Genomic DNA, 21,256 nt, shown 5'->3' with positions numbered 1-21,256 from the left:
CCGCCTCATGACTGCTAAGGTACGCCTGTATGTAGACGACCCGCTGGGCGCGGGACAACCGGTCGCTCTCGAACGCGAGCAGGCCCACTATCTCTTTTCCGTGATGCGGCTGCCGGTCGGCGCGCCGGTTGCCCTGTTCAACGGCCGCGACGGCGAGTGGCTGGCCGAGGTGGCCGAGGCCGGCAAGAAGGGCGGCACGCTGACTTGCGTGGAACAGACCCGCCCGCAGGGCACGCCGCCCGACCTCTGGCTGCTCTTCGCGCCGATCAAGAAGGCGCGCACCGATTTCATTGTCGAAAAAGCGGTGGAACTGGGCGTGCGGCGCATCGTGCCGGTGCAGACCGCCTTCACCAATTCCGAGCGCATCCGGCAGGACCGGCTGCAGGCCCACGCGGTCGAGGCGGCAGAGCAATGCGGCGCCACCTTCGTGCCCGAGGTGGCCGAGTTGCAGAAGCTGGACCGGCTGCTGACCGATTGGACCGAGCGCCGCCTGCTCTTCTGCGACGAATCCTCTGCCGGGGCCGGCACCGATTATGCCGCCGCCCTGTCGGGCGATCCCGCTCCCTGGGCCGTGCTGATCGGCCCCGAGGGTGGCTTCTCGGAGCCCGAACGCAAGAAGCTGCACGGCATGGACCAGGCAACGTCCATCGCCCTCGGTCCGCGCATCCTGCGCGCCGATACGGCGGCCGTGGCTGCGCTGACGCTCTGGCAGGCGCATTGCGGGGATTGGGCATGATCCGGCGCGCCCTGCCCGGCGATGTCGCAGCGCTCGACGCCTTCCTCGCGCCCCATGCTGAAACCTCGATGTTCCTGCGCAGCAATATCGCCGCGCACGGACTCGGCGACAGTGGTCACCGGCTTGCCACCACGGTGCATATCTGGTCCGAACGCGGCGCGATCCGGGCGGTCTTTGGCCGAACACGGCGTGGCGACGTCATCTGCCAAGCGCAGGGCGCTCCCACAGAGGCGTTCCGTGCCTATGCCGAGATCATCGCCCCCCTGCCGGTGACCGTGATCAGCGGCCCCCCGGAGCAGACCGCCGCGCTCATTTCGGCGCTGGGGCTCGGGGACGCCGCCTTCAGGCTGAACCAGGTGGAGCCGCTCTACAGGCTCGATCTGGCCAGGCTGCCAGACTGCGCGGATGTCATCCGACCGCCCGGCCCCCAGGACGCGTCGCTGCTGGCGGACTGGTTCTTCGACTACGGGGTCGACATCAAGGCGACGGCCGCCGACGAACCGGCCCGTCAGGCCGCACGCGAGCGCGCCGACTATTGCATCACCAAGGGCTCGCTGCGCCTGCTCATCGACCAGGGCCGGCCCGTGGCCATGAGCGATTTCAATGCCGAGGTTGCGGATCTCGTTCAACTCGGCGGCGTCTTCGTGCCGCGCGCCCTGCGCAATGCTGCGCGCGGGCGCCGGGTGGTCCACGCCCAGCTCCGCGAGGCGCAGGACCGCGGCATTCGCACCGCGGTGCTCTTCGCCAATAACCCGGCGGCGGCGCGCGCCTATGAGGCGCTCGGCTTCGAGCATATCGGCGGCTACCGCGTCGCGGTGCTGCGTGTGCCGCAAACGGCGAGGACGCACGCATGAGCTTCCTGCGCCCCGAGGCCGAGGCCACGCTGATGCGCTGGCGCGAGGTTCTGGTGGGGGCCGGTGCCGTGGCGCTCGGCCTCTACTGGGCGCTCTTCACCGGCGGGCTTCTGGCGCTGCTGGGATGGGCCGTGGCGCTGGCCGGCGCGGCGCTCACCTTCGCCGGGGTACAGCGCGCGCGCTTCCGCACCGGCACTGGCGGGCCGGGCATGGTACAGGTGGTCGAGGGGCGGATCAGCTATTTCGGCCCGCTCACCGGCGGCTTCGCCGACTTGTCGAGCCTCACCGCCCTCAGCCTCGATCCCTCCGCCAGGCCGCCGCATTGGCTGCTGCGCAGCGAAGACGGCACCATGCTGGCGATTCCCCTCACCGCCGAGGGCTCGGAGCAGCTCTTCGACATTTTCGCCCAATTGCCCGGGCTGCAGACCGAGCGGATGCTGTCGAAGATGCAGGCGCGTGGCTCCGCACCGGTGCTCATCTGGCAGCGCGCCAGCGCACAAAACCACCCCCTCCGTCTGCATTGACAAGGGCTTCGGTTGCGCCCATCCCTGACCTTCGACACCAAAGGCGAGCAAGATCGGAGCCCAAGCCATGTCCATCCCTCAATCCGGCGGCGGGCCGATCGAGCATCACGCGCAGCTTGCCGAGTACCTCGAAGAGGGCATCAAGCCCAAGGACGACTGGCGCATCGGCACCGAACACGAGAAGTTCGGCTACCTGACCGACACGCATGCCCCGCTGCCCTATGACGGCGAGCGCTCGATCAAGGCCGTGCTCGAAGGTCTGCGCGACCGTCATGGCTGGGCCGAGGTCACCGAGGGCGGCAACCTCATCGGTCTGACCAAGGACGGGGCGAACGTCTCGCTTGAGCCCGGCGGCGCGCTCGAGCTGTCGGGTGCCCCGCTTGAGACCATCCACCAGACCTGCGACGAGGTGAACGAGCACCTGCGCGAGGTGAAGGGCATCGCCGACGAGATCGGCGTGGGCTTCATCGGTCTCGGCGCCGCGCCCGAATGGAAGCACGAGGAAATGCCCCTCATGCCCAAGGGCCGCTACAAGCTGATGGACGCCTACATGGGCAAGGTCGGCACCACCGGCACCACGATGATGCGCCGCACCTGTACCGTGCAGGTGAACCTCGATTTCGGCTCCGAGCTCGACATGATCAAGAAGATGCGCGTGGCGCTGGCGCTGCAGCCGGTCGCCACCGCGCTCTTTGCCAACTCGCCCTTCCTCGAGGGCAAGCCGAACGGCCTCAAGAGCTACCGCGCCTACGTCTGGCGGCATCTCGACGCCGCGCGGACCGGCATGCTGCCCTTCGTCTTCGACGAGGGCTTCGGATTCGAAAGCTACGTGGAATACGCGCTCGATGTGCCCATGTACTTCGTCTACCGCGACGGCAAGTACATCGACGCACTCGGCCAGTCCTTCCGCGACTTCATGGCCGGACGCCTGCCCGCCCTGCCCGGCGAAAAACCGACGCTCTCGGACTGGGCCGACCACTTGACGACGCTCTTCCCAGAGGCGCGGATGAAGAGGTTCATCGAGATGCGCGGCGCCGATGGCGGCCCCTGGCGCCGGCTCTGCGCCCTGCCTGCCTTCTGGGTAGGCCTGACCTACGATCAGGGTGCGCTCGACGCCGCCTGGGACCTGGTGAAAGGCTGGGACGACGCAACCCGCGAGGGTCTGCGCGTTGCCGCCTCCGAACAGGCGCTGCAGGCCGAGGTGAACGGCATCCGGATGCACGATCTGGCCGCGCAGGTGCTGGAGATCGCCGAGGCCGGGCTCAAATCCCGCGCCCGCCCCGGCGCGGGTGGCCTGCTGCCGGACGAGACACATTTCCTCAACGCGCTGAAGGAAAGCATCGAGAGCGGCACGGTGCAGGCCGACGAGATGCTGGCGCATTACGAGGGCGACTGGGGCGGCGATCTTTCGAAGATCTACGGCGCCTACAGCTACTGAGGCCCGCCCCCTGCCACCGAGATCCCAAGCCGCCCGGTCCGAAAGACCGGGCGGCTTGCGTCAGGGCGACCGCGTGCCGACACGGACAGGGGCGCGGCTCGGCGGCGGGCTCTGCCATGTCGCAATCTGTGCAGTCGGGATCTGCGCGGTCGGGATCTGCGCGGACCGGATCTGTGAGGTCGGGGAAATCGCTGCGCTTTAGAGTCCTCGACGCCACGCACTGGGTGGGGGCTGAAACGGCGTGGCGCCGAGGGAAGCCATATGCAGCTACAGTTCCATGTATCCCGCTCAAATCAGGCAATACTAAGGTCGCTCTGAGACCTTAGTGCAGCAGGCCGGGCAGATTGTCCCGGGTCGGCGAAAGCCCGCGCAGATCACCCCTTCAACGGCAGAAAGACGCCCATCGCACGGAAACCCCGGAAAGCGTCAGGACTTACCGGAAGTTCCACGCGACCGCGTCAACGCCGCGCCCCCCCGCCGAACCGGCACAGCGCGCTGCGGCGGCAGGGCACAGTTTTTGCCGCCCGTGCGCCCACGGCCATCAACACTGGGACAAAAATGCGCAGCCACTGAGACCCCGGCTTGGCGGGGCATCGCGCTCAGCCGCGCTCGCCGGGCTCCGGCCCGCTGACCAGAACCAGACGCAGGACGTTTTCGCGGCCGTCCCGCCGGTAGCTGACCTCCGTCGCGAGACGCCGGATCAGATACCAGCCGAAGCCGCCCTCGGCCAGATCGCCGTCATGGCCCAGAGGCTTCAACCGCCCCTCGGGCAGGGCGAGGCCCGGCATCGGCCGTCCGCGATCGCGCAGTTCCAGGTGAATTTTTCCGGGCGCCCCCTGCAGCCGCAACGTGATGCGCCCCAAGTCCTGCCCGGCATAGGCATGTTCGACGATGTTGTTGAGCGCCTCGGCCAGTACCAGCTCGGCGCAGCTTCGCGCGCGGGCATCATGACCACCGCGGCCAAGCGCCTCCGTCACCTGCCCAAGCGCCGCGCGCACCTCCGTGGCGCTGCTGGAGATCTGCAGCCTCAGCCCCGCGCCGCCCGGCTCCGGCCCGTCGGCCCCCATGACCGAGCGCAGCGCCATGGAACCCATCTCCCTTCAGCCCTCGGAGCCATCCACCGGGGACCGCTGGGCGCCCAGCGGGGCTTGCGCGACCTCCGCCTCGGCCAGCGTCGGGTAGAGTGCAAAGATCGTGTCCATCCGGGTGAGACGGAACAGCTTGTCGACCATCGGCGTGAGCCCGGCGAGGTCGAGCCGCTGCGGCGGCGGCATGGCCTTTTTCACCGCGACCACGGCGCCGAGCCCGCTGGAATCGATGAACTCCACCTGCGAAAGGTCGAGGATCACCCGGCCCGCCTCGGATGAGAGCGCAGCGCGCATGGCGTCCTTGAATTGGATCGCCACAGCCGCATCGATGCGCGGCTCGCCAACGGCGATGATCTGCGGCTCCGTTCCCCGGCACGTCAACTTCATTACGTCCTTGCCTCCTGAAGTTCGCCCCTCTGCGGGCGGCAACGCCTCCGGCAGGTGACCGGCCCAGCCTGCCACGGCCGCTCACGGCCCCTCACCACGCATCACAACGCATCACCGGCCGCCCTGCCAGCTCTCTGCCACCCTGCCCGATCCGCGCGCGGTGCCGGGCCGACACCGCCGACGCATTGCCGAGGCGGCGACAAGCGCCCATATTCTCAGCACGCTAGACGGCAATCCTTACCATTCGGTATTCAGGTGTCGTGACCCTGGGAGGAGAGAGCATGCAGGATGTGGTGATAACCGGTGCCGCGCGCACCGCGATGGGCGGGTTCCAGGGGATGCTCTCCGGGCTCAGCGCGGCGCAGCTCGGCGGCGCCGCGATCCGCGCGGCGCTGGCCGAGGCCGGGCGTCCGGCGGTGGACGAGCTGCTGATGGGCTGCGTGCTGCCCGCCGGCCAGGGCCAGGCCCCGGCGCGCCAGGCGGGCTTCAAGGCCGGTCTTGGCGAAGAGGTGCCCGCCACGACCCTCAACAAGATGTGCGGCTCGGGAATGAAGGCGGCGATGATGGCCTGGGACCGGCTGGCGCTCGGCCAAGCCGAGGTCATGGTCGCCGGCGGCATGGAGAGCATGTCCAATGCCCCTTACCTTCTGCCCAAGATGCGCGGCGGCGCCCGTCTGGGTCATGGAGAGGTGATCGACCATATGTTCCTCGACGGGCTCGAGGATGCCTACGACAGGGGAGAAAAAGGCGGCGGCCGCCTCATGGGCAGCTTTGCCGAGGATTGCGCCGAGGCCTTCCAGTTCACCCGCGAGGCGCAGGATCAATACGCGCTCGCCTCGCTGTCGAACGCGCTCGACGCCGAGCGCAGCGGCGCTTTCGAGACCGAGATCACCCCGGTCACCGTGCACGCCCGCACCGGCGAGGAGGTGATCACCCGCGACGAGCAGCCCTCCCGCGCCCGCCCCGAGAAGATCCCGCATCTGAAGCCCGCCTTCCGCCCCGGCGGCACGGTCACGGCCGCCAATTCCAGTTCGATCTCGGATGGCGCCGCGGCGCTGGTGCTGACCACCCTCGCCAATGTCGAACGCACCGGCGCCCTGCCCCGCGCCCGCATCCTCGGGCACGCCAGCCATGCGCAGGCCCCCGGCCTCTTTCCCACCGCGCCGATTCCCGCCGCCCGCAAGTTGCTCGAGCGCATCGGCTGGCGGCCTTCCGACGTGGATCTCTGGGAGGTGAACGAGGCCTTCGCGGTCGTGCCCATGGCGTTCATGAAGGAGATGGGCCTGCCGCGCGACGTGGTGAACGTGAACGGCGGCGCCTGCGCGCTCGGCCACCCTATCGGCGCCTCGGGCGCGCGGATCATGGTCACCCTGCTGAACGCGCTCGAAACCCGCGGGCTGAAGCGCGGCGTGGCGGCAATCTGCATCGGCGGCGGCGAGGGCACGGCCATCGCCATCGAGCGGCTCTAATCCCCCAGCGCGCGCCCTGCGCGGCCTTCTGCGACGGCGCGGGCCCTTGCGGCCAGCACCGCCGCCTGCCATGAGCAGGCCCCATGAGCGCTGAATACACCCCTCCGCAGGGCGAGATCCCGATCCTGCACGCGGACCACGAGATCCTCGTGGTCGACAAGCCCGCCGGGCTGCTCTCGGTGCCCGGCAAGGGCCCGGAGCTGGCCGACTGCCTGATCGAACGGCTCAAGCAAGCCTTCCCGCAGGTTCTGCTGGTGCACCGGCTCGATCGCGACACCTCGGGGGTCATGGTCTTTGCCCTGACGCCGCACGCGCAGCGCCACATCGGCCAGCAGTTCGAATACAGGCGCACCAAGAAGACCTACCTCGCCCGCGTCGCCGGCAAGCTCGAGCCGAAGACCGGCCATATCGACCTGCCGCTGATCGTCGACTGGCCCAACCGCCCCAAGCAGATGGTCTGCCATGAGACCGGCAAGCCGGCGCAGACCGACTGGCGGGTGATCAAGTGCAGCGACGAGGAGAGCCGGGTGCACCTCATGCCACTCACCGGCCGCAGCCACCAACTGCGGGTGCACATGCTGGCGCAGGGTCACCCGATTCTCGGCGATCCCTTCTACGCGCCGGAGACCGCGGCCAACTATCCGCGCATGATGTTGCACGCCGAAGAGCTGCGCCTGCGCCACCCCGACGGCGGCCTCGGCCTCAAGTTCCGCGCCCCCGCCCCGTTCTGAGCACGGTGCCAAACGCGTCTTCGAGGTGAAGATACCCACCGACGGAGCTGGACGCCGCGCACCGGCGGCAGAGGGTCACTCGGCCGCCAGCCGCTGCTCGCGGTGCCCGATCGCGGCGATCTCGGCGATCACCCCGCGCAGCAGCCTGCGGAAGGCGTGGAAGTTGCCGTTCGGCTTGATCGCCGCCTCATCCATGTAGAGCCCCCGGTCGATCTCGATCTGGATCGCGTGCTGACGCCGCGAGGGGCGCCCGTAGTGCATCGTTGTGTAAGCCCCGGCAAAGGGCGAATTGCGCGCCACCACGAGCCCGGCCCGGCTGAAGGCCTGCTCCACCAGCTCGACGATCTCCGGCGCGGCAGAGGCCCCGAAACGATCGCCCAGCACGATCTGCGGGCGCGCCCCGCCCTTGCGCAACATGCTCTCCACCGCCTCGTGCGGCATCGAGTGGCAATCGATCAGGATCGATTCTCCGAACTGCGCCTTGGCGGTGTCGAGCAGCGCCTGCAAACGGGTGTGGTAGGGCTTCCAGTAGAGCCCGATTCGCCGCTCGGCCTCGGCCAGCGGCAACTTGCCACTGTAGATCGCCCGACCGTTGGCGACCACGCGCGGCACCACTCCCAACCCGCTCGCCACCCGCGGGTTGTGGCCGGTGCGGCGCACCCCCTCGATGAGCGCGGGATCAAGCTCGTCCGACGACCGATTCAGGTCAAGAAAGGCCCGTGGCGCCCCGGCCCGCAGCAAGGGCGCGCCGAATTGCGGCGCGCAATCGAACAGGCGATCGACAAAGGCATCCTCGGAAGATCGAATCAAGGTCTCGTCGAGGATGGTCCCGCGCAGGAAGCTCCAGGGGTAATCCCGGCCCGAATGCGGAGAGGCAAAAACCACCACCGAACTGGGCGTTTCAGGCAGGTCGAGGTGATACGCGACTTTGGGCATAAGGGCTCCTTGCGAAAACAAGATAGCCGGAACCGATTTCTGCCAAAAGCCCTTGATCCCCCCTCCGACTCCTTTTATAGAGCCCTCCACCGGCGCTGCTCACCGCGGACTTCCACAGAGGAAAGCGGAGCGAAAGCAAAGAAAAGCGCAGGCCATACGGGCGGTTAGCTCAGCGGTAGAGCACTACGTTGACATCGTAGTGGCCACTGGTTCGATCCCAGTACCGCCCACCACTATTCACCGCTTCGGGATGCGTCCCGGGGCACAACGCAACGCCAGGCGCTCGCGCGCCGCGAAAGAGGAGAGACTTGATATGAAAGTCGCAAACTCGCTCCGCTCGCTCAAACAGCGCCATCGCGACTGCCGCGTCGTGCGTCGTAAGGGCCGCGTCTACGTGATCAACAAGACCCAGCGCCGTTTCAAGGCCCGTCAGGGCTAAACGAAGCGCAGGACGAGATCCGGCTGAGGGCCGCCCAAATGGGTGGCCTTTTTGCTGTCTGGGACCCTCACATCCCCCCTGCCGCGCCTCAAGAAAAAGCCCCGCAGATTGCGGGGCTTTTCCAGTTTCTAAGCCGGAACAGGCGGACTTCAGAATCGCGGCACCGCGGGCTCGGCCCCGGCGGCCTGCGCGGCGCCGACAAAGGCGCGAATCAACTCGGGCGATTTCTCGCCACGTGCGCGCTCCACGCCCGACGAGACGTCGATCTGGCGCGCCCCGGTCAGCCGTACCGCCTCGGCGACATTCTCGGGGGTCAGCCCTCCTGCCAACATCCAGGGCACCGGCCAGCGGCGACCGGCAACAAGCCGCCAGTCGAAGGCCAGCCCGTTGCCGCCCGGCAGCGCCGACTCCTTCGGCGCCTTGGCATCGACCAGCAACTGGTCCGCCACCTTGCCATAGGCCTCCAGCGCCGGCAGATCAGCCTCCGAGGCGACGCCCACCGCCTTCATCACCGGCAGGCCGTAGCGGGCGCGAACCTGCGCCACGCGCTCGGGCGACTCGTGGCCATGGAGCTGCAGCATGTCGAGCGGCACCTCGGCGACGATCTCGTCGAGCAGCGAGTCGTCCGCATCCACCACCAGCGCCACCTTGGCGAGTCCGACGGGGGCCAGCAGCGCCAGCGCGCGCGCCTCTGCGACGCTCACGGAACGCGGGCTTTTGGGAAAGAAGACGAAGCCTGCGTAGCGCGCCCCGGCCTCGGCGACGACAGCTACGTCCTCAGGCCTGCGCAGCCCGCAAATCTTCACCTGAATGTCCATGTCGGCCCTCCGGCTCGCGTTGCGGTTCCACCGCGAAAATATCCCCGGGGGACGCGAGCGCAAGCGAAAGGGGGCACACGGCCCCCTTCCCTTCTAGCCAGCGATGCGGCGCGAGTCGCCCTCAGGCGCTCTGGTCGAGGATCGCGAGAACCTCGTCCTTGTCCTTGTCGCGTTCGTCCTGGGTCTTCTTGAGCTGGCGCTCCAGACGCTTCACCTCGGTCTTGCGCTGCGCAGCCACGGCGCGGTGCTTGTGCTCGCGCAGCCATTCCCAGACGAAGCCGATGAGCAGCCCGGCGATGATCCCGCCAAGGATGACGATGAACACCGGCACGGTCGCCGAGAGCTGGAAATTGAGCAACGTGGCAAGCTCGGCCGGCAACAGGTTGAGCGTCACCGGGCCACGGTTGGCCAGAGACACGCAGATCAGCACAACGGCCAGCACGGCCCAGAAGGCGTAGCGAATGTATTTCATCGAGGTCACTTCCCGTTCAGTCGGTCCCGCAGGAGTTTGCCGGTCTTGAAGAACGGCACGCATTTCTCCTCGACGTCAACCGCTTCGCCGGTACGGGGGTTCCGTCCCTGCCGCGCGTCGCGCTGTTTCACCGAAAACGCCCCGAAGCCGCGCAGCTCGACGCGGTTGCCATGCGCCATAGCCGATGTGATTTCTTCGAAGATCGTGTTCACGATCCTCTCGACGTCCCGCTGGTAGAGATGCGGGTTCTCTTCCGCGATCTTCTGGATCAATTCCGATCTGATCATCCTCGCCCATCCCTGTATCGCATTTTCGGAGCCTCCCCCGTTGTACGACCTTTGCCCGGGGCGCGCCAAACACAAACCGCGCGAATCAGAGAAAAACCCATGGAAAGCAGCGTATTGCGCGGCTTCACGCCGGTGTAACCCCTTCGATACCCCAAAGCAGGCCCATTGCTGCGTCGCGGCTAGGCGAAAGCACCCCCCCGCGATTCGCCCCCCAAATGCGTCCGCAAAGAGGCAGAGCGGTCTCTAGATACCTCTCGAAGCCGCCCGGACCGGCGCTAGTCCAGCGCGTCGATCTCCGCCGCCACAAGCTGCTGAAGGCGCCAGAGATTCGGGTCGTGAATGCCCTGCGCGGCCAGCGCGGTCACCGTGCGGTGCAGGTATTCGGTGTTTGACCCGGCGTGACCGCAGGCGCGCGCGATGATCGCCGCGGTCTGCTCGAGCGACAGGTCGCGGCGCAGGTCCTGTCCCTTCGGCGGCGCATAGAAGGTGAGCGCCCGCACCGGGCCTTCGGCGGCCTCCACCTCGATCCAGGCGTAGGACTCCGCCACCTCGGCAAAGGGCACCTCGCGGCGCACCAGCGCCTCGAGCGCCGGCAGCACCTCCGGCTCTGCGATCTCCTGCAGCAGCGCCGTGCAGTCGCCGCCCGGCATCAGCGCCATCATCAGCCCCGGCGCCTCGGGGGTGCCACGCCAGGAGGTCAGCTCGATACAAAAGGCGCGGTGCCAGCCGATCGCCCGCCCCGGCCGCGAGGCCACCGGGCGGAATTCCGGCTTCCACAGCAGCGAGCCATAGGCAAAGACCTGCAGTGGCCCCTCGGGCCGCTGCGCGAGGATCTCCCGCGCCTTGGCGGAGACGGCGGCCTCGTCGAGGCGGGTCCAGCCCCAATGCAGCGCATCGTCGCCCTCGGGGACGTCGCGAAACACCCGGCTCACATGCTCTTCGGTAAGGTGAAGCTCTCTATCCATGCTCCGCATATCGTCCCTGAGACCAGTTCCGCGCAAGAGCGCGGGTCGCCCTGCACAATCCCCTGTGCGCTGCCGCGCGGGTCAGAGCAAAGGCGCAGGACCGGAGGGGACAAACGAAAAAGGCCCCGGTCTCCCGGGGCCTTCCTCAATTCAGCAAGCGCGAGGCTTACTCGTCGCGCTTCAGAGCTGCGCCGAGGATGTCGCCCAGCGATGCGCCGGAGTCGGAGGAACCGTACTGTTCCACGGCTTCCTTCTCTTCGGCGATCTCGCGTGCCTTGATCGACAGGCCCAGACGACGGGTCTTGCTGTCGATGTTGGTGACGCGGACGTCCAGCTTGTCGCCGACCGAGAAGCGCTCGGGGCGCTGGTCTGCGCGGTCACGCGACAGGTCGGAACGGCGGATGAAGGACTTCATGCCTTCGTATTCCACCTCGATGCCGCCGTCTTCGATCGCGGTGACTTCGACGGTCACGATCGAGCCGCGCTTCACGCCGCCAACCGCGTCAGCGAACTTGTCGCCGCCGAGAGCCTTGATCGAGAGCGAGATGCGCTCCTTGTCGGTGTCCACTTCGGTGACAACGGCCTTGACCACGTCGCCCTTGCGGTACTCCTGGATGGCTTCCTCGCCGCGCTGATCCCACGAGAGATCCGAGAGGTGAACCATGCCGTCGATCTCGCCGGGCAGGCCGATGAACAGACCGAATTCGGTGATGTTCTTGACCTCGCCCTCGACCTCGGTCCCTTCCGGGTGAGTCTCGGAGAACACTTCCCACGGGTTGCGCATGGTCTGCTTGAGGCCGAGCGACACGCGACGCTTCGCGGGATCGATCTCGAGAACCATGACTTCGACTTCTTGCGAGGTCGACACGATCTTGCCCGGGTGGACGTTCTTCTTGGTCCAGGACATTTCCGACACGTGAACCAGACCTTCGACGCCCGGCTCCAGCTCCACGAAGGCGCCGTAGTCGGTGATGTTGGTCACGCGGCCGGTGTGCACCGAGCTCAGCGGGTACTTCACGGCCACCAGATCCCACGGATCTTCCTGCAGCTGCTTCATGCCGAGGCTGATACGGTGGGTGTCCTTGTTGATCTTGATGACCTGGACCTTAACGGTCTCGCCGATCGACAGGATCTCGGACGGGTGGTTCACACGGCGCCATGCCATGTCGGTGACGTGCAGCAGGCCGTCGACGCCGCCCAGGTCTACAAACGCACCGTATTCGGTGATGTTCTTGACCACGCCGTCGACCGTCTGGCCTTCGGTGAGGTTGGCGATGACTTCCGCACGCTGCTCGGCGCGCGATTCCTCGAGGATTGCACGGCGCGAGACAACGATGTTGCCACGGCGACGGTCCATCTTGAGGATCTGGAACGGCTGCTTGAGACCCATGAGCGGGCCGGCGTCGCGCACGGGGCGGACATCGACTTGCGAGCCGGGCAGGAAGGCCACGGCGCCGCCGAGGTCGACGGTGAAGCCACCCTTGACGCGGCCGAAGATCGCACCTTCGACGCGGGCGTCGTCGGCATAGGCCTTCTCGAGACGGTCCCATGCCTCTTCGCGGCGGGCCATCTCACGGCTGATCACGGCTTCGCCGCGGGCGTTTTCTGCTGCGCGCAGGTAAACCTCGACTTCGTCGCCGACCGAGATCTCGGGGGCTTCGCCGGGGTTTGCGAATTCCTTCAGCTCGACGCGGCCTTCCATCTTGTAGCCGACGTCGATGATGGCCTGGCCCGCTTCGATCGCGATGACCTTGCCTTTAACAACGGACCCCTCTTCGGGGGTGTCCATTTCGAAGCTTTCGGAAAGGAGGGCTTCGAACTCCTCCATGGTTGCGTTTGCCATGTGGCGTATATGTCCTTTACATCGATTTTTCTGGCCGGGTGGTTGTCTCCACCGGTCTTCGGATTGGTCTTTCGGGCGCTCCGCATATGACAAAGAGGGCCGGTTGTCCGACCCTGCCCGTCTCGATGTCCGCGGCGTTGGTTGCCTTGCTTGACGCGCGCGATATAGACCCGCAGGCTCCGCAGATCAAGGCCGAAGGCTTGGCGGTGCCGCGTCATACTGGCCGCGGGGCCGCTTGGACGACCTCCGGCGGGCCTATCGGGAAACGAAAGAAGCCCCCGCGCCCGCCTCTCCAGCCAAGCACGAACGAAGGATTTGGCGCCGAAGCGAATTGCTGTATCGTCGGCCTCCGGAGGACACCCGCATGACCCGATCCCGGCCCTCAGCCGACCGCCACGCCGCCCGCGTCGTCGAGACGGCGACCGACCCGGCCGCCGCGGCACGCTCGCGTCTCGCTGCCTCCTGGCGGCGGTCGCTGGCGCATCACGGGCTCGACCCGGCACGGCAAGACGGGGTGCACCGGATCACGGACCAGGCGCTCTCCGAGCGGCGCGAACAGGCCGAGCGGCTTCTGCATATCGCCGCGCCGAAACTCGACGCGCTCTACCAGATGGTCGGCAGCTCGGGCTGCGGCGTGCTTCTGACCGATGCCGAGGGCGTGGTGCTCGACCTGCGCGCCGGCTCGGGCGATCTCGGGGTGTTTCGCGCCTGGGGTCTCTGCCCGGGCTCGGACTGGTCCGAGGCCTCGGAGGGCACAAACGGCATCGGCACCTGCATCGCCGAGGCCCGGCGGGTGGTGATCCACCGCGACGAGCATTTCCACGCCCGCAACACCGCGATGAGCTGCATGGACGCGCCGATCTTCGGCCCCCAGGGCGAGCTCATCGGCGCGCTCGATGTCTCCTCGGCCCGCGCCGACCAAACCGAGGCCTTCAACCGGCTGATCGCCGCCATGGTCTCCCAGACCGCCCGGCAGATCGAGGCCGACACCTTCCGCGCCGCCTTCCCCGAGGCGCGGATCATCGTCGCCGATGCCGAGGAGAGCGAGGCCTCGGTGCTTCTGGCGGTCGATGGCGACGACCTGGTGCAGGGTGCCACCCGCGCCGCGCGCCGCTCCTTCGGGTTGGAGAGCAGCGGGCCACTCGTCGCCCGCCCGGCCAGCGACCTCTTCGGCCGCGACGATGGCCCCTCGGGGTTTGATCGCGCCGAGCGCGCCGCCATGGTGCGGGCGCTGGCGCGGGCCAGGGGCAATGTCTCCGAGGCCGCGCGCACGCTTGGCGTCGGTCGGGCGACCTTCTACCGGCGGATGAAAAAGCTCGGGCTGTCGTAGCGCCCAGCGCCGCCGCGCGTCATCTCCCTGCCCAAACCTGTCTCAGGGCTGAGACAGATCCGCCCGTCCCGCGACTTCCCCCGGGCTGACGCGGCCTTCGCGCCTCGCCACACTCTCCTCATCCCCGGTGGAGGACCGGGCCCTGAGGAGGACAGACATGAACGAGATGACCCAAGTCGCGGCTGGCTACCAATCGCCCTTCCGCACCCGCTACGACAACTTCATCGGCGGCAGGTTCACCGCCCCGGTGAAAGGCCAGTACTTCGACAACATCACGCCGATCACCGGCGCCAAGGTCTGCGAGGTGGCCCGCTCCACCGCCGAGGACATTGAGCTGGCGCTCGACGCCGCCCATGCCGCGCGCGAGGCCTGGGGCAAAACCTCGGCCGCCGAGCGCTCGAACATCCTGCTGAAGATCGCGGACCGCATCGAGGAAAACCTCGAGTTCATCGCCACCGCAGAGACTTGGGACAACGGCAAGCCGATCCGCGAGACCATGGCCGCCGACATCCCGCTGGCGGTCGACCACTTCCGCTACTTCGCCGGCGCGCTCCGGGCGCAGGAAGGCAGCATGTCCGAGATCGACCACGACACCGTGGCCTACCACTTCCACGAGCCTCTCGGCGTGGTCGGGCAGATCATCCCCTGGAACTTCTCGGTGTTGATGGCGGCTTGGAAGCTCGCCCCGGCCCTTGCCGCCGGCAATTGCGTCGTGCTGAAACCGGCCGAACAGACCCCCGCCGCGATCATGGTCCTTATGGAGTGCATCGCCGATCTGCTGCCGGACGGCGTGCTCAACATCGTCAACGGCATGGGCGCCGAGGTCGGCGCGCCGCTCGCCCGCAGCCCGCGCATCGCCAAGATCGCCTTCACCGGCTCCACCGAAACCGGGCGCAAGATCATGCAGGCGGCGACCGAGAACCTGATCCCGGTGACGCTCGAACTGGGCGGCAAGTCTCCCAACATCTTCTTCTCGGACGTGATGGCCGAGGATGACGCCTATCTCGACAAGGCGGTCGAGGGCTTCGTGCTCTTTGCCTTCAACCAGGGCGAGGTCTGCACCTGCCCCAGCCGCGCGCTCATCCAAGAGGACATCTACGAGGAGTTCATCAAGCGCGCCATCGCCCGGGTCGAGGCGATCCAGCGCGGCGATCCGCGCGACATGTCCACCATGGTCGGCGCGCAGGCGAGCCAGGAGCAGCAGGACAAGATCCTGAGCTACCTGACCATCGGCGTTGAGGAAGGCGCAGAGGTGCTCACCGGCGGCAAGGCGGCAAAGATCGAGGGGCTGGAGAACGGCTTCTACATCGAGCCGACGATCCTCAAGGGGCACAACAAGATGCGCGTCTTCCAGGAGGAGATCTTCGGCCCGGTCGTGTCTGTCACCACCTTCAAGGACGAGGCCGAGGCGCTCGCCATCGCCAATGACACGATGTACGGGCTCGGCGCCGGCGTCTGGACCCGTGATGGCACCCGCGCCTACCGCTTCGGCCGAAACATCGAAGCCGGCCGGGTCTGGGTGAACAACTACCACGCCTACCCGGCCCATGCGGCCTTTGGCGGCTACAAGCAGTCGGGCGTCGGGCGCGAGAACCACAAGATGATGCTCGACCACTACCAGCAGACCAAGAACATGCTGGTCAGCTACAACCCCAACAAGCTGGGCTTCTTCTGATCAGAATTTCCTGATCCCCAGCCACCTGGCCGGCGCGGGCGTATCCCCAAGCGCGCGTCGGCAAGGGGTCCGCCGGCCAGGCCCTCCCGCCTGGCCGGTGGTTCTTTTCGCACCCATGCCCCTCCAGGCCATCGCTTGCCCGTCATTTTCCGCGTGCTACCCTCCGCCTCAATCCAAGATTGGCAAGGCTCAGGAGGCACTCGCATGAACATCATCTGGCTCGGACACGGCTCCTTCCGCATCGAGATCGAGGACCAGGTCCTGCTGATCGACCCCTGGGTCAAGGGCAACCCGGCCTTCCCCGAGGACCGCATCGAGGACGCCCTGAAGGACGTCACGCAGATCCTCATCACGCACGGCCATTTCGATCACACCGACAATGTCGTCGAGGTCTCTCAACGCACCGGGGCGCCGGTCTCGGGCATCGTCGAGCTTGCCGGGCAGCTGCACGGCAAGGGCGCGATCGAGGGCCACGCCTTCAACAAGGGCGGCACCATCTCTTTCGGCAATGTCAGCGTCAGCATGGTGCCCGCCTCGCACAGCTCCTCCCTGCCGACCGACGAAGGCCCCAAGTATGCGGGCATGGAAACAGGCTTCATCATCAAGGGCGAAGGCAAGACCATCTACTTCTCGGGCGACACCACGATCATGGCCGACATGGCCTGGATCGGACAGTATTATAAGCCCGACATCGGCATCCTCAGCGCCGGCGGCTATTATACGATGGATATGGAGATGGCAGCCTGGGCGTCGAAGACCTACTTCGACTTCGACACGGTCATCCCCTGCCACTACCGCACCTTCCCGGCGCTAGAGCAATCGGCAGCCAAGCTGGCCGAGGGCCTGCCGGGCGTGCAGGTGATCGAGCCCGAAGTGCTGACGGCAATCTCGCTCTAGACGGCCCAGCCAAGCCGGGCGAGGCCAGCCTGCCGAGGCGGGCAGGCGCTCGTCCGGCGCTGTCGACCTCAGTCCGGCGGATCGGCGTGCTGCTTCCGATGTCACAGCGCGCCCCCGCCGCACCGCCACCCGCTTCCCGCCCCCTAAGGTCCCGCCTATAGTCCCGCCCAAGCATGGCACCACAGGCGAAAACCGGGCAGAATGACAGGTCCCCACCCGCTCAACATCCTGATCGTCGGGCAGCACGGGCGGCTGCAGTACGAGGCCGTGCTCTTCGCCCTCTCGCTCGATGCCGCCACCCCCGAGGGCCGCGCCCGCCTCTTCGTCGCCGAACCGCAGCCGGGCCCGCTCTGGGACGATGATCCGCGCATGACCCCCGAGGCCTGCGACATCCTGCGCGACCTCGGTGCCCGCATCGTTCCCTTCGAGAGCCGCCACTTCGGGCAGGCCTACCCCTACGGCAACAAGATCGAGGCACTTTTTGCCCTGCCTGCGAAGGAGCCCTTTGTCTTCTTCGACACCGACACGCTGATCACCGGCGATCTGTCAGAGGTGCCCTTCGACTTCGCCCGCCCCACCGCCTCGATGAGGCGCGAGGACACCTGGCCGAAGATCGAGCTCTACGGGCCGGGCTACACCGAGACATGGCGCGCCCTCTACGACCGCTTCGGGCTCGACTTCGAAAGCTCGCTCGACCGCTCGTGGCCCGACGAATACTGGCAGCGCTACCTCTACTTCAACGCGGGCTTCTTCTTCCACGCCTGCCCGCAAGACTTCGGGCAGCGCTTCCTCGACTACGCCCTTTCGATCAGGGACGACCCGCCCGAGGCGCTGGTCTGCCAGAGCCTCGACCCCTGGCTCGACCAGGTGGTGCTGCCGCTGGTGATCCACAGCTTCGGCGGTGGGCGCGACACCCTGCCCGAGGGAATGCTCGACGGCAGCCACAGCTGCCACTACCGCGCCATGCCGCTGCTCTATGCCCGCGAGAGCGACGCGCTCATCGCCTTTCTCGAGGCCATCGCCGCGCCCAAGCGCATCAAGAAACTGCTCAAGGACCACGAGCCCTTCCTGCGCTACATCTACCAGGGGCGCGGCGCCAAGGTCCGGGCGATGTTCGACCGCAACGATCTGCCGCGGCGCGAGCAGGGCATCCGCAACCCGCTCAAGCGCGCCGGGCTCTGGATGCGCTGAAGCCCGCCCCAACTTGCCACGCGCGGAAACCTGCACCCCCTCGCAAAAGCCTCTTCGCGGTGCCCCAAGACTCATGTTAGGTTGATATCAACCCAAAGGACGGAGGAAGTCCCATGAGCACCGCCCCCACGCTTCTTGTCGGCACCACCAAGGGCGCCTTCCTGCTCGCCAAGGGCGAGGACGGCTGGAGCGCCGAAGGCCCCTTCTGCAACGGCTGGCCGATCAACCACATGGCGGGCGATGCCAAGACCGGCACGATCTGGGCAGGGGGCGGCAACGAGTGGTTCGGTGCCGGGGTCTGGCGCAGGAACGGCCGCGCGAATGGCAGCGCGAATGGCGACGGCTGGGAGCTGGCGAAGCTCGCTGGCGGTCAGATGGACGACTGGATATCCAATGACCCCGAGCTCGCTGCCCGGCTCGGGATGACGGCCTCCGGCCCCGCTCCCTATACCGGCCAGTTGCAGGCGGTCTGGTCGCTCAAATCCGCGGATGGCACGCTCTACGCCGGCGGCAAGCCCGCGGCGCTCTACGCCAGCAAGGACGGCGGCGAGACATGGGAGGAGATAGAGAGCCTGCGCAATCACCCCTCCGCCGACGACTGGATGCCCGGGGCAGCGGGGCTCACCCTGCACACGATCGTCGCCGATCCGGCCGATCCCAAGCGCATGTGGCTGGCGATCTCTGCTGCCGGGGTCTTCGCCACCGAAGACGGTGGCGAGACATGGGAGCGCCGCAACCGCCGGTCCAATGCCCCGGCCACGCCCAGCTCTCATCCCGCCGCCGGCGACGGGCAGGAGACCGGCCATTGCGTGCACAACATGGGCCGCGCCGCGGGGGGCGGTGACGTGCTCTACCAGCAGAACCACCACGGCGTGTACCGCTCGCGCGACGGCGGTCGCAGCTGGGACGAGATCACCGAGGGGCTTCCCTCGACCTTCGGCTTTCCGATCGGGCTGCACCCCAGCAACCCCGAGACGATCTGGACCCTGCCGCTCAACGGCGACACCGAGGGGCGCTACCCGCCCGACGCGAAGGCCGCGGTCTGGCGCTCCCGCAATGCGGGTGAAAGCTGGGAGGCCTGCAGAGACGGGCTGCCGCAGCAGGGCTGTTTCTTCACCGTGCTGCGACAGGCGATGGCGGTGGATGCCGCCGAGCCCGCCGGGGTGTTCTTCGGCACCAACTCGGGCTCGGTCTTCGGTTCATTCGACGAGGGCGACAGCTGGAGCGAGCTGGCGCGCCACCTGCCGACGGTGCTCTGCGTCGAGGTCATGCCACGCGCCTGAGCCGTCCCCTGTCCCCGCGGGGACAGAGGTCGGGCGTCCCCGCGGGGACGGAGAGCCCGCGTCCCCGCGGGGACAGGGCTCACTCGGGCGCGCCGCCCAGCTCGAAGACCATGGTGACCTGCGTGCTCACCACCGTCTCGCCGGCCGCGACGGGCACCTTGGCGCCGCGGGCCATCTCCATCATCGGCGCCGGGGCAAAACCGCCGCCCGCCTCGGCGATCGAGATCACCGGGCCGAGCGTCACCCCGGCGGCCTCAGCCAGAACCCGGGCCTTGTCCATCGCGTCGGCGACGGCGGCGCGGCGCGCGTCCTGCATCACCGGCTTCGGCTCCTGCAGACCGAAGCTGAGGCCCGAAAGCTGGTTGGCGCCACCGTCAAGAACCGCGCCCAGCACCTCGCCGATCCGGTCCAGGTCGCGGACCCGCACGGTCAACATATTGCCCGCCTCGTAGCCGGTTATGCCGCGCGTGGTGCCGTCCTCGCCGTTCGACCAGACCGGCCGCAGCGAGATGTCGGAGCTCTGGCGGTCCGCCGCGGCGATGCCCAGCTCGTCGAGCCGCGCAAGCAGCGACTCGGCCACGCGCGAGGCCTCGTCCATGGCGGCGCCGGCCTCGGCGTTCTCGGCGGTGATGCCGAGCGAGACCGTGGCCATGTCTGGGGCCGCGGCCACTTCGCCCTCTCCGGTCACGGTGATGCGCGGCAGCGGCGCCTCCTGCGCCTGCGCCAGCGCCGGGGCGGCCAGCGCGAGACAGGTGGCGGCCATGAGGGCGGCGCGGCGGGGAATACTGGTCATAAGCACATCCTTTGGCTTGGAATTCCGCTCACAATGTCGGTAGGGACACGGCAAACGACAAGGGGCGGGCGCCCCCGGTTCTTTCGCTGAGCAAACTCCTGCTGTAGGCTGCGCTCAAGGAGCCGGAGACTCCCATAGCTCCAAGAGCAGTGCTAGAGACCGCGCATGATACCAGATTTCGCGCTTTCGCTTACATCCGACGGGCTTACCCTGCTGCGCCGCGAGGCCGGCGGATGGCTTGCGCTGGCCGATGCCGATCTGTCTGCGGACGGCTTCGACGCCATGCGCGAGCGCGCGCAGGCGCTCGACCCCGCGGGGGCGCAGGTGGCGCTTTTCCTGCCCAACGATCAGGTGCGCTATCTCGAGATGCCCGATCCCGGCACCGAGATCGAGCGCCGCGCCGCGCTGGAAGCCGCGCTCGAAGGCGCGACGCCCTACCGGGTCGCGGATCTGGTTCTCGACTGGTCGCTCTCCGGCACCACCCTGCTTGGCGCTGCCGTGGCGCGGGAGTCGCTGGAGGAGGCCGAGACCTTCCTGCGCGAGCGCGGGTTCGAGCCGGTGCTCTTTGCCGCAATACCGCCCTCGGGCACCTTCCGCGGCACCGCCTATTTCGGCCCCGCCGACTCCTGGCAGGGCGCCACCCCCGAACGTCCGGGCAAGGTGGTGCTGCTGCCGCTGGAGGTAACGGCCGAGCCGCAAACCGCCGAGACGATTGCGGACCCGGCGGAGCCAGAGCCCGCCGCTGAATCGCAGACCGTCCCGGTCACCCCTGCCGTTGCCACGGAAGCGCCCGCAGCTGCCGCAACACCGGCGCCGCCCGCCACCCCGATTGACGCCACGGGCGACGCCCCGATTGACGACCATGTCGCCCCCCCTGTCGAGGTTCCTGTCGCCGCAGAAACGCCGCGGGCCGATCCCGGCGCCCCGCAAAGGCCTGCCGAGTCGGACCCCGAGCCCGTTCCCATGCCCCCCCCCGAGGCTGCGCCCCCGCCTGCCCCGGTCGCGCCGCCGATCGCGCACCCCGTCTCGCCTCCCGGCGCGCCGAGCTTCAGTAGCGTGCGCGCCAGCCGCGGCCCGGCGCCCGCGGCCTCGGCCTCGGC

General features: G+C 67.9%; 21 protein-coding genes, 1 tRNA gene and 1 pseudogene. 14 read left to right on the top strand and 9 right to left on the bottom strand.

The annotated features are described in order from the left end of the window. The first annotated feature begins 7 nt into the window (after positions 1 to 7). The 4 genes from G0Q01_RS24705 to G0Q01_RS24690 all read left to right on the top strand — a co-directional run bounded on the left by G0Q01_RS24705 (position 8) and on the right by G0Q01_RS24690 (position 3,552). Positions 8 to 736, top strand: a complete 729-nt coding sequence (locus tag G0Q01_RS24705; RefSeq protein ID WP_164188823.1) for a 16S rRNA (uracil(1498)-N(3))-methyltransferase — start codon at positions 8 to 10, stop codon at positions 734 to 736. Continuing rightward, positions 733 to 1,590, top strand: a complete 858-nt coding sequence (locus G0Q01_RS24700) for a GNAT family N-acetyltransferase (RefSeq protein ID WP_164188821.1) — start codon at positions 733 to 735, stop codon at positions 1,588 to 1,590. Before G0Q01_RS24705 ends, G0Q01_RS24700 begins: the two co-directional genes overlap by 4 nt. Further along, positions 1,587 to 2,114 (top strand): hypothetical protein, encoded by a 528-nt coding sequence (locus G0Q01_RS24695; RefSeq protein WP_164188820.1) that lies wholly within the window; start codon positions 1,587 to 1,589, stop codon positions 2,112 to 2,114. Before G0Q01_RS24700 ends, G0Q01_RS24695 begins: the two co-directional genes overlap by 4 nt. Before the next feature lie 67 nt (positions 2,115 to 2,181). Further along, positions 2,182 to 3,552, top strand: a complete 1,371-nt coding sequence (locus tag G0Q01_RS24690; RefSeq protein WP_108966724.1) for a glutamate--cysteine ligase — start codon at positions 2,182 to 2,184, stop codon at positions 3,550 to 3,552. Between the two features lie 599 nt (positions 3,553 to 4,151). Here the strand turns inward: G0Q01_RS24690 and G0Q01_RS24685 are convergent. Together G0Q01_RS24685 and G0Q01_RS24680 are read right to left on the bottom strand one after the other, a co-directional pair. After that, positions 4,152 to 4,637: an ATP-binding protein gene (locus tag G0Q01_RS24685; protein WP_164188818.1), complete on the bottom strand. Its 486-nt coding sequence runs from the start codon at positions 4,635 to 4,637 to the stop codon at positions 4,152 to 4,154. A 15-nt stretch (positions 4,638 to 4,652) separates the two neighbouring features. Continuing rightward, a complete protein-coding gene (locus tag G0Q01_RS24680; RefSeq protein ID WP_108966727.1) occupies positions 4,653 to 5,027 on the bottom strand; it encodes an STAS domain-containing protein in 375 nt (124 codons plus the stop codon). 281 nt (positions 5,028 to 5,308) lie between these two features. Between G0Q01_RS24680 and G0Q01_RS24675 the strand changes: the two genes are divergently transcribed. Both G0Q01_RS24675 and G0Q01_RS24670 read left to right on the top strand, forming a co-directional pair. Beyond that, positions 5,309 to 6,496: an acetyl-CoA C-acyltransferase gene (locus tag G0Q01_RS24675; RefSeq protein ID WP_164188816.1), complete on the top strand. Its 1,188-nt coding sequence runs from the start codon at positions 5,309 to 5,311 to the stop codon at positions 6,494 to 6,496. An 83-nt stretch (positions 6,497 to 6,579) separates the two neighbouring features. Beyond that, positions 6,580 to 7,227, top strand: coding sequence for an RluA family pseudouridine synthase (locus G0Q01_RS24670; RefSeq protein WP_164188814.1), 648 nt, complete (start codon positions 6,580 to 6,582; stop codon positions 7,225 to 7,227). 75 nt (positions 7,228 to 7,302) lie between these two features. On the opposite strand, the gene G0Q01_RS24665 is transcribed toward G0Q01_RS24670, so the two are convergent. After that, complete coding sequence (locus G0Q01_RS24665) at positions 7,303 to 8,163, bottom strand: N-formylglutamate amidohydrolase (protein WP_108966733.1); 861 nt, start codon at positions 8,161 to 8,163, stop codon at positions 7,303 to 7,305. Between the two features lie 158 nt (positions 8,164 to 8,321). Here G0Q01_RS24665 and G0Q01_RS24660 point away from each other — a divergent pair. Further along, a tRNA-Val gene (locus tag G0Q01_RS24660) sits at positions 8,322 to 8,396 on the top strand. An 80-nt stretch (positions 8,397 to 8,476) separates the two neighbouring features. Continuing rightward, positions 8,477 to 8,602: a type B 50S ribosomal protein L36 gene (ykgO, locus tag G0Q01_RS24655; RefSeq protein WP_008884645.1), complete on the top strand. Its 126-nt coding sequence runs from the start codon at positions 8,477 to 8,479 to the stop codon at positions 8,600 to 8,602. 149 nt (positions 8,603 to 8,751) lie between these two features. Here the strand turns inward: ykgO and G0Q01_RS24650 are convergent, their stop codons facing one another. The 5 genes from G0Q01_RS24650 to rpsA form a co-directional block, all read right to left on the bottom strand. Then, a complete protein-coding gene (locus tag G0Q01_RS24650) occupies positions 8,752 to 9,420 on the bottom strand; it encodes a phosphoribosylanthranilate isomerase (protein WP_164188812.1) in 669 nt (222 codons plus the stop codon). A 121-nt stretch (positions 9,421 to 9,541) separates the two neighbouring features. Further along, on the bottom strand, positions 9,542 to 9,892 hold the full coding sequence (locus G0Q01_RS24645; protein ID WP_108967766.1) for a lipopolysaccharide assembly protein LapA domain-containing protein: 351 nt from the start codon (positions 9,890 to 9,892) through the stop codon (positions 9,542 to 9,544). A 5-nt stretch (positions 9,893 to 9,897) separates the two neighbouring features. Continuing rightward, positions 9,898 to 10,179, bottom strand: coding sequence for an integration host factor subunit beta (gene ihfB / locus G0Q01_RS24640; protein WP_092425075.1), 282 nt, complete (start codon positions 10,177 to 10,179; stop codon positions 9,898 to 9,900). 275 nt (positions 10,180 to 10,454) lie between these two features. Beyond that, positions 10,455 to 11,144 carry a gamma-glutamylcyclotransferase gene (locus G0Q01_RS24635; protein WP_164188810.1) on the bottom strand — a complete coding sequence of 230 codons (690 nt, stop codon included), beginning with the start codon at positions 11,142 to 11,144 and terminating at the stop codon, positions 10,455 to 10,457. A 166-nt stretch (positions 11,145 to 11,310) separates the two neighbouring features. Next, a complete protein-coding gene (gene rpsA / locus G0Q01_RS24630; RefSeq protein WP_108966738.1) occupies positions 11,311 to 12,987 on the bottom strand; it encodes a 30S ribosomal protein S1 in 1,677 nt (558 codons plus the stop codon). A 364-nt stretch (positions 12,988 to 13,351) separates the two neighbouring features. Here rpsA and G0Q01_RS24625 point away from each other — a divergent pair, with 364 nt between their 5' ends. The 5 genes from G0Q01_RS24625 (at position 13,352) to G0Q01_RS24605 (ending at position 19,363) form a co-directional block, all read left to right on the top strand. Next, positions 13,352 to 14,317 (top strand): GAF domain-containing protein, encoded by a 966-nt coding sequence (locus tag G0Q01_RS24625; protein ID WP_164188808.1) that lies wholly within the window; start codon positions 13,352 to 13,354, stop codon positions 14,315 to 14,317. A gap of 157 nt (positions 14,318 to 14,474) precedes the next feature. Next, positions 14,475 to 15,992, top strand: a complete 1,518-nt coding sequence (adh, locus tag G0Q01_RS24620) for an aldehyde dehydrogenase (RefSeq protein WP_108966742.1) — start codon at positions 14,475 to 14,477, stop codon at positions 15,990 to 15,992. Positions 15,993 to 16,196: 204 nt separating this feature from the next. After that, positions 16,197 to 16,889: a metal-dependent hydrolase gene (locus tag G0Q01_RS24615; RefSeq protein ID WP_164188806.1), complete on the top strand. Its 693-nt coding sequence runs from the start codon at positions 16,197 to 16,199 to the stop codon at positions 16,887 to 16,889. A 201-nt stretch (positions 16,890 to 17,090) separates the two neighbouring features. Next, positions 17,091 to 18,080: a hypothetical protein gene (locus G0Q01_RS24610; RefSeq protein ID WP_164188804.1), complete on the top strand. Its 990-nt coding sequence runs from the start codon at positions 17,091 to 17,093 to the stop codon at positions 18,078 to 18,080. 113 nt (positions 18,081 to 18,193) lie between these two features. Further along, positions 18,194 to 19,363, top strand: a complete 1,170-nt coding sequence (locus tag G0Q01_RS24605) for an exo-alpha-sialidase (RefSeq protein WP_164188802.1) — start codon at positions 18,194 to 18,196, stop codon at positions 19,361 to 19,363. A 79-nt stretch (positions 19,364 to 19,442) separates the two neighbouring features. Here G0Q01_RS24605 and G0Q01_RS24600 read toward each other — a convergent pair whose 3' ends face one another. After that, positions 19,443 to 20,156 carry an SIMPL domain-containing protein gene (locus G0Q01_RS24600; protein WP_164188800.1) on the bottom strand — a complete coding sequence of 238 codons (714 nt, stop codon included), beginning with the start codon at positions 20,154 to 20,156 and terminating at the stop codon, positions 19,443 to 19,445. A gap of 165 nt (positions 20,157 to 20,321) precedes the next feature. On the opposite strand from G0Q01_RS24600, the pseudogene G0Q01_RS24595 reads away from it, so the two are divergent. Next, positions 20,322 to 21,256 (top strand): annotated as a pseudogene (locus tag G0Q01_RS24595) (hypothetical protein); the annotation flags it as partial.

This window comes from Salipiger sp. PrR007, from assembly GCF_010499845.1.
GTDB lineage: Bacteria > Pseudomonadota > Alphaproteobacteria > Rhodobacterales > Rhodobacteraceae > Salipiger > Salipiger pacificus_A.
The sequence above is the reverse complement of the archived record's forward strand: the minus strand, read 5'-3'. Positions and strand labels throughout refer to the sequence as shown.

Bases quoted from the DNA above. Each gene is read 5' to 3' on its own strand.
- G0Q01_RS24705 (WP_164188823.1), top strand. From the start codon at position 8: ATGACTGCTAAGGTACGCCTGTATGTAGACGACCCGCTGGGCGCGGGA.
- G0Q01_RS24700 (WP_164188821.1), top strand. From the start codon at position 733: ATGATCCGGCGCGCCCTGCCCGGCGATGTCGCAGCGCTCGACGCCTTC.
- G0Q01_RS24695 (WP_164188820.1), top strand. From the start codon at position 1,587: ATGAGCTTCCTGCGCCCCGAGGCCGAGGCCACGCTGATGCGCTGGCGC.
- G0Q01_RS24690 (WP_108966724.1), top strand. From the start codon at position 2,182: ATGTCCATCCCTCAATCCGGCGGCGGGCCGATCGAGCATCACGCGCAG.
- G0Q01_RS24685 (WP_164188818.1), bottom strand. From the start codon at position 4,637: ATGGCGCTGCGCTCGGTCATGGGGGCCGACGGGCCGGAGCCGGGCGGC.
- G0Q01_RS24680 (WP_108966727.1), bottom strand. From the start codon at position 5,027: ATGAAGTTGACGTGCCGGGGAACGGAGCCGCAGATCATCGCCGTTGGC.
- G0Q01_RS24675 (WP_164188816.1), top strand. From the start codon at position 5,309: ATGCAGGATGTGGTGATAACCGGTGCCGCGCGCACCGCGATGGGCGGG.
- G0Q01_RS24670 (WP_164188814.1), top strand. From the start codon at position 6,580: ATGAGCGCTGAATACACCCCTCCGCAGGGCGAGATCCCGATCCTGCAC.
- G0Q01_RS24665 (WP_108966733.1), bottom strand. From the start codon at position 8,163: ATGCCCAAAGTCGCGTATCACCTCGACCTGCCTGAAACGCCCAGTTCG.
- ykgO (WP_008884645.1), top strand. From the start codon at position 8,477: ATGAAAGTCGCAAACTCGCTCCGCTCGCTCAAACAGCGCCATCGCGAC.
- G0Q01_RS24650 (WP_164188812.1), bottom strand. From the start codon at position 9,420: ATGGACATTCAGGTGAAGATTTGCGGGCTGCGCAGGCCTGAGGACGTA.
- G0Q01_RS24645 (WP_108967766.1), bottom strand. From the start codon at position 9,892: ATGAAATACATTCGCTACGCCTTCTGGGCCGTGCTGGCCGTTGTGCTG.
- ihfB (WP_092425075.1), bottom strand. From the start codon at position 10,179: ATGATCAGATCGGAATTGATCCAGAAGATCGCGGAAGAGAACCCGCAT.
- G0Q01_RS24635 (WP_164188810.1), bottom strand. From the start codon at position 11,144: ATGGATAGAGAGCTTCACCTTACCGAAGAGCATGTGAGCCGGGTGTTT.
- rpsA (WP_108966738.1), bottom strand. From the start codon at position 12,987: ATGGCAAACGCAACCATGGAGGAGTTCGAAGCCCTCCTTTCCGAAAGC.
- G0Q01_RS24625 (WP_164188808.1), top strand. From the start codon at position 13,352: ATGACCCGATCCCGGCCCTCAGCCGACCGCCACGCCGCCCGCGTCGTC.
- adh (WP_108966742.1), top strand. From the start codon at position 14,475: ATGAACGAGATGACCCAAGTCGCGGCTGGCTACCAATCGCCCTTCCGC.
- G0Q01_RS24615 (WP_164188806.1), top strand. From the start codon at position 16,197: ATGAACATCATCTGGCTCGGACACGGCTCCTTCCGCATCGAGATCGAG.
- G0Q01_RS24610 (WP_164188804.1), top strand. From the start codon at position 17,091: ATGACAGGTCCCCACCCGCTCAACATCCTGATCGTCGGGCAGCACGGG.
- G0Q01_RS24605 (WP_164188802.1), top strand. From the start codon at position 18,194: ATGAGCACCGCCCCCACGCTTCTTGTCGGCACCACCAAGGGCGCCTTC.
- G0Q01_RS24600 (WP_164188800.1), bottom strand. From the start codon at position 20,156: ATGACCAGTATTCCCCGCCGCGCCGCCCTCATGGCCGCCACCTGTCTC.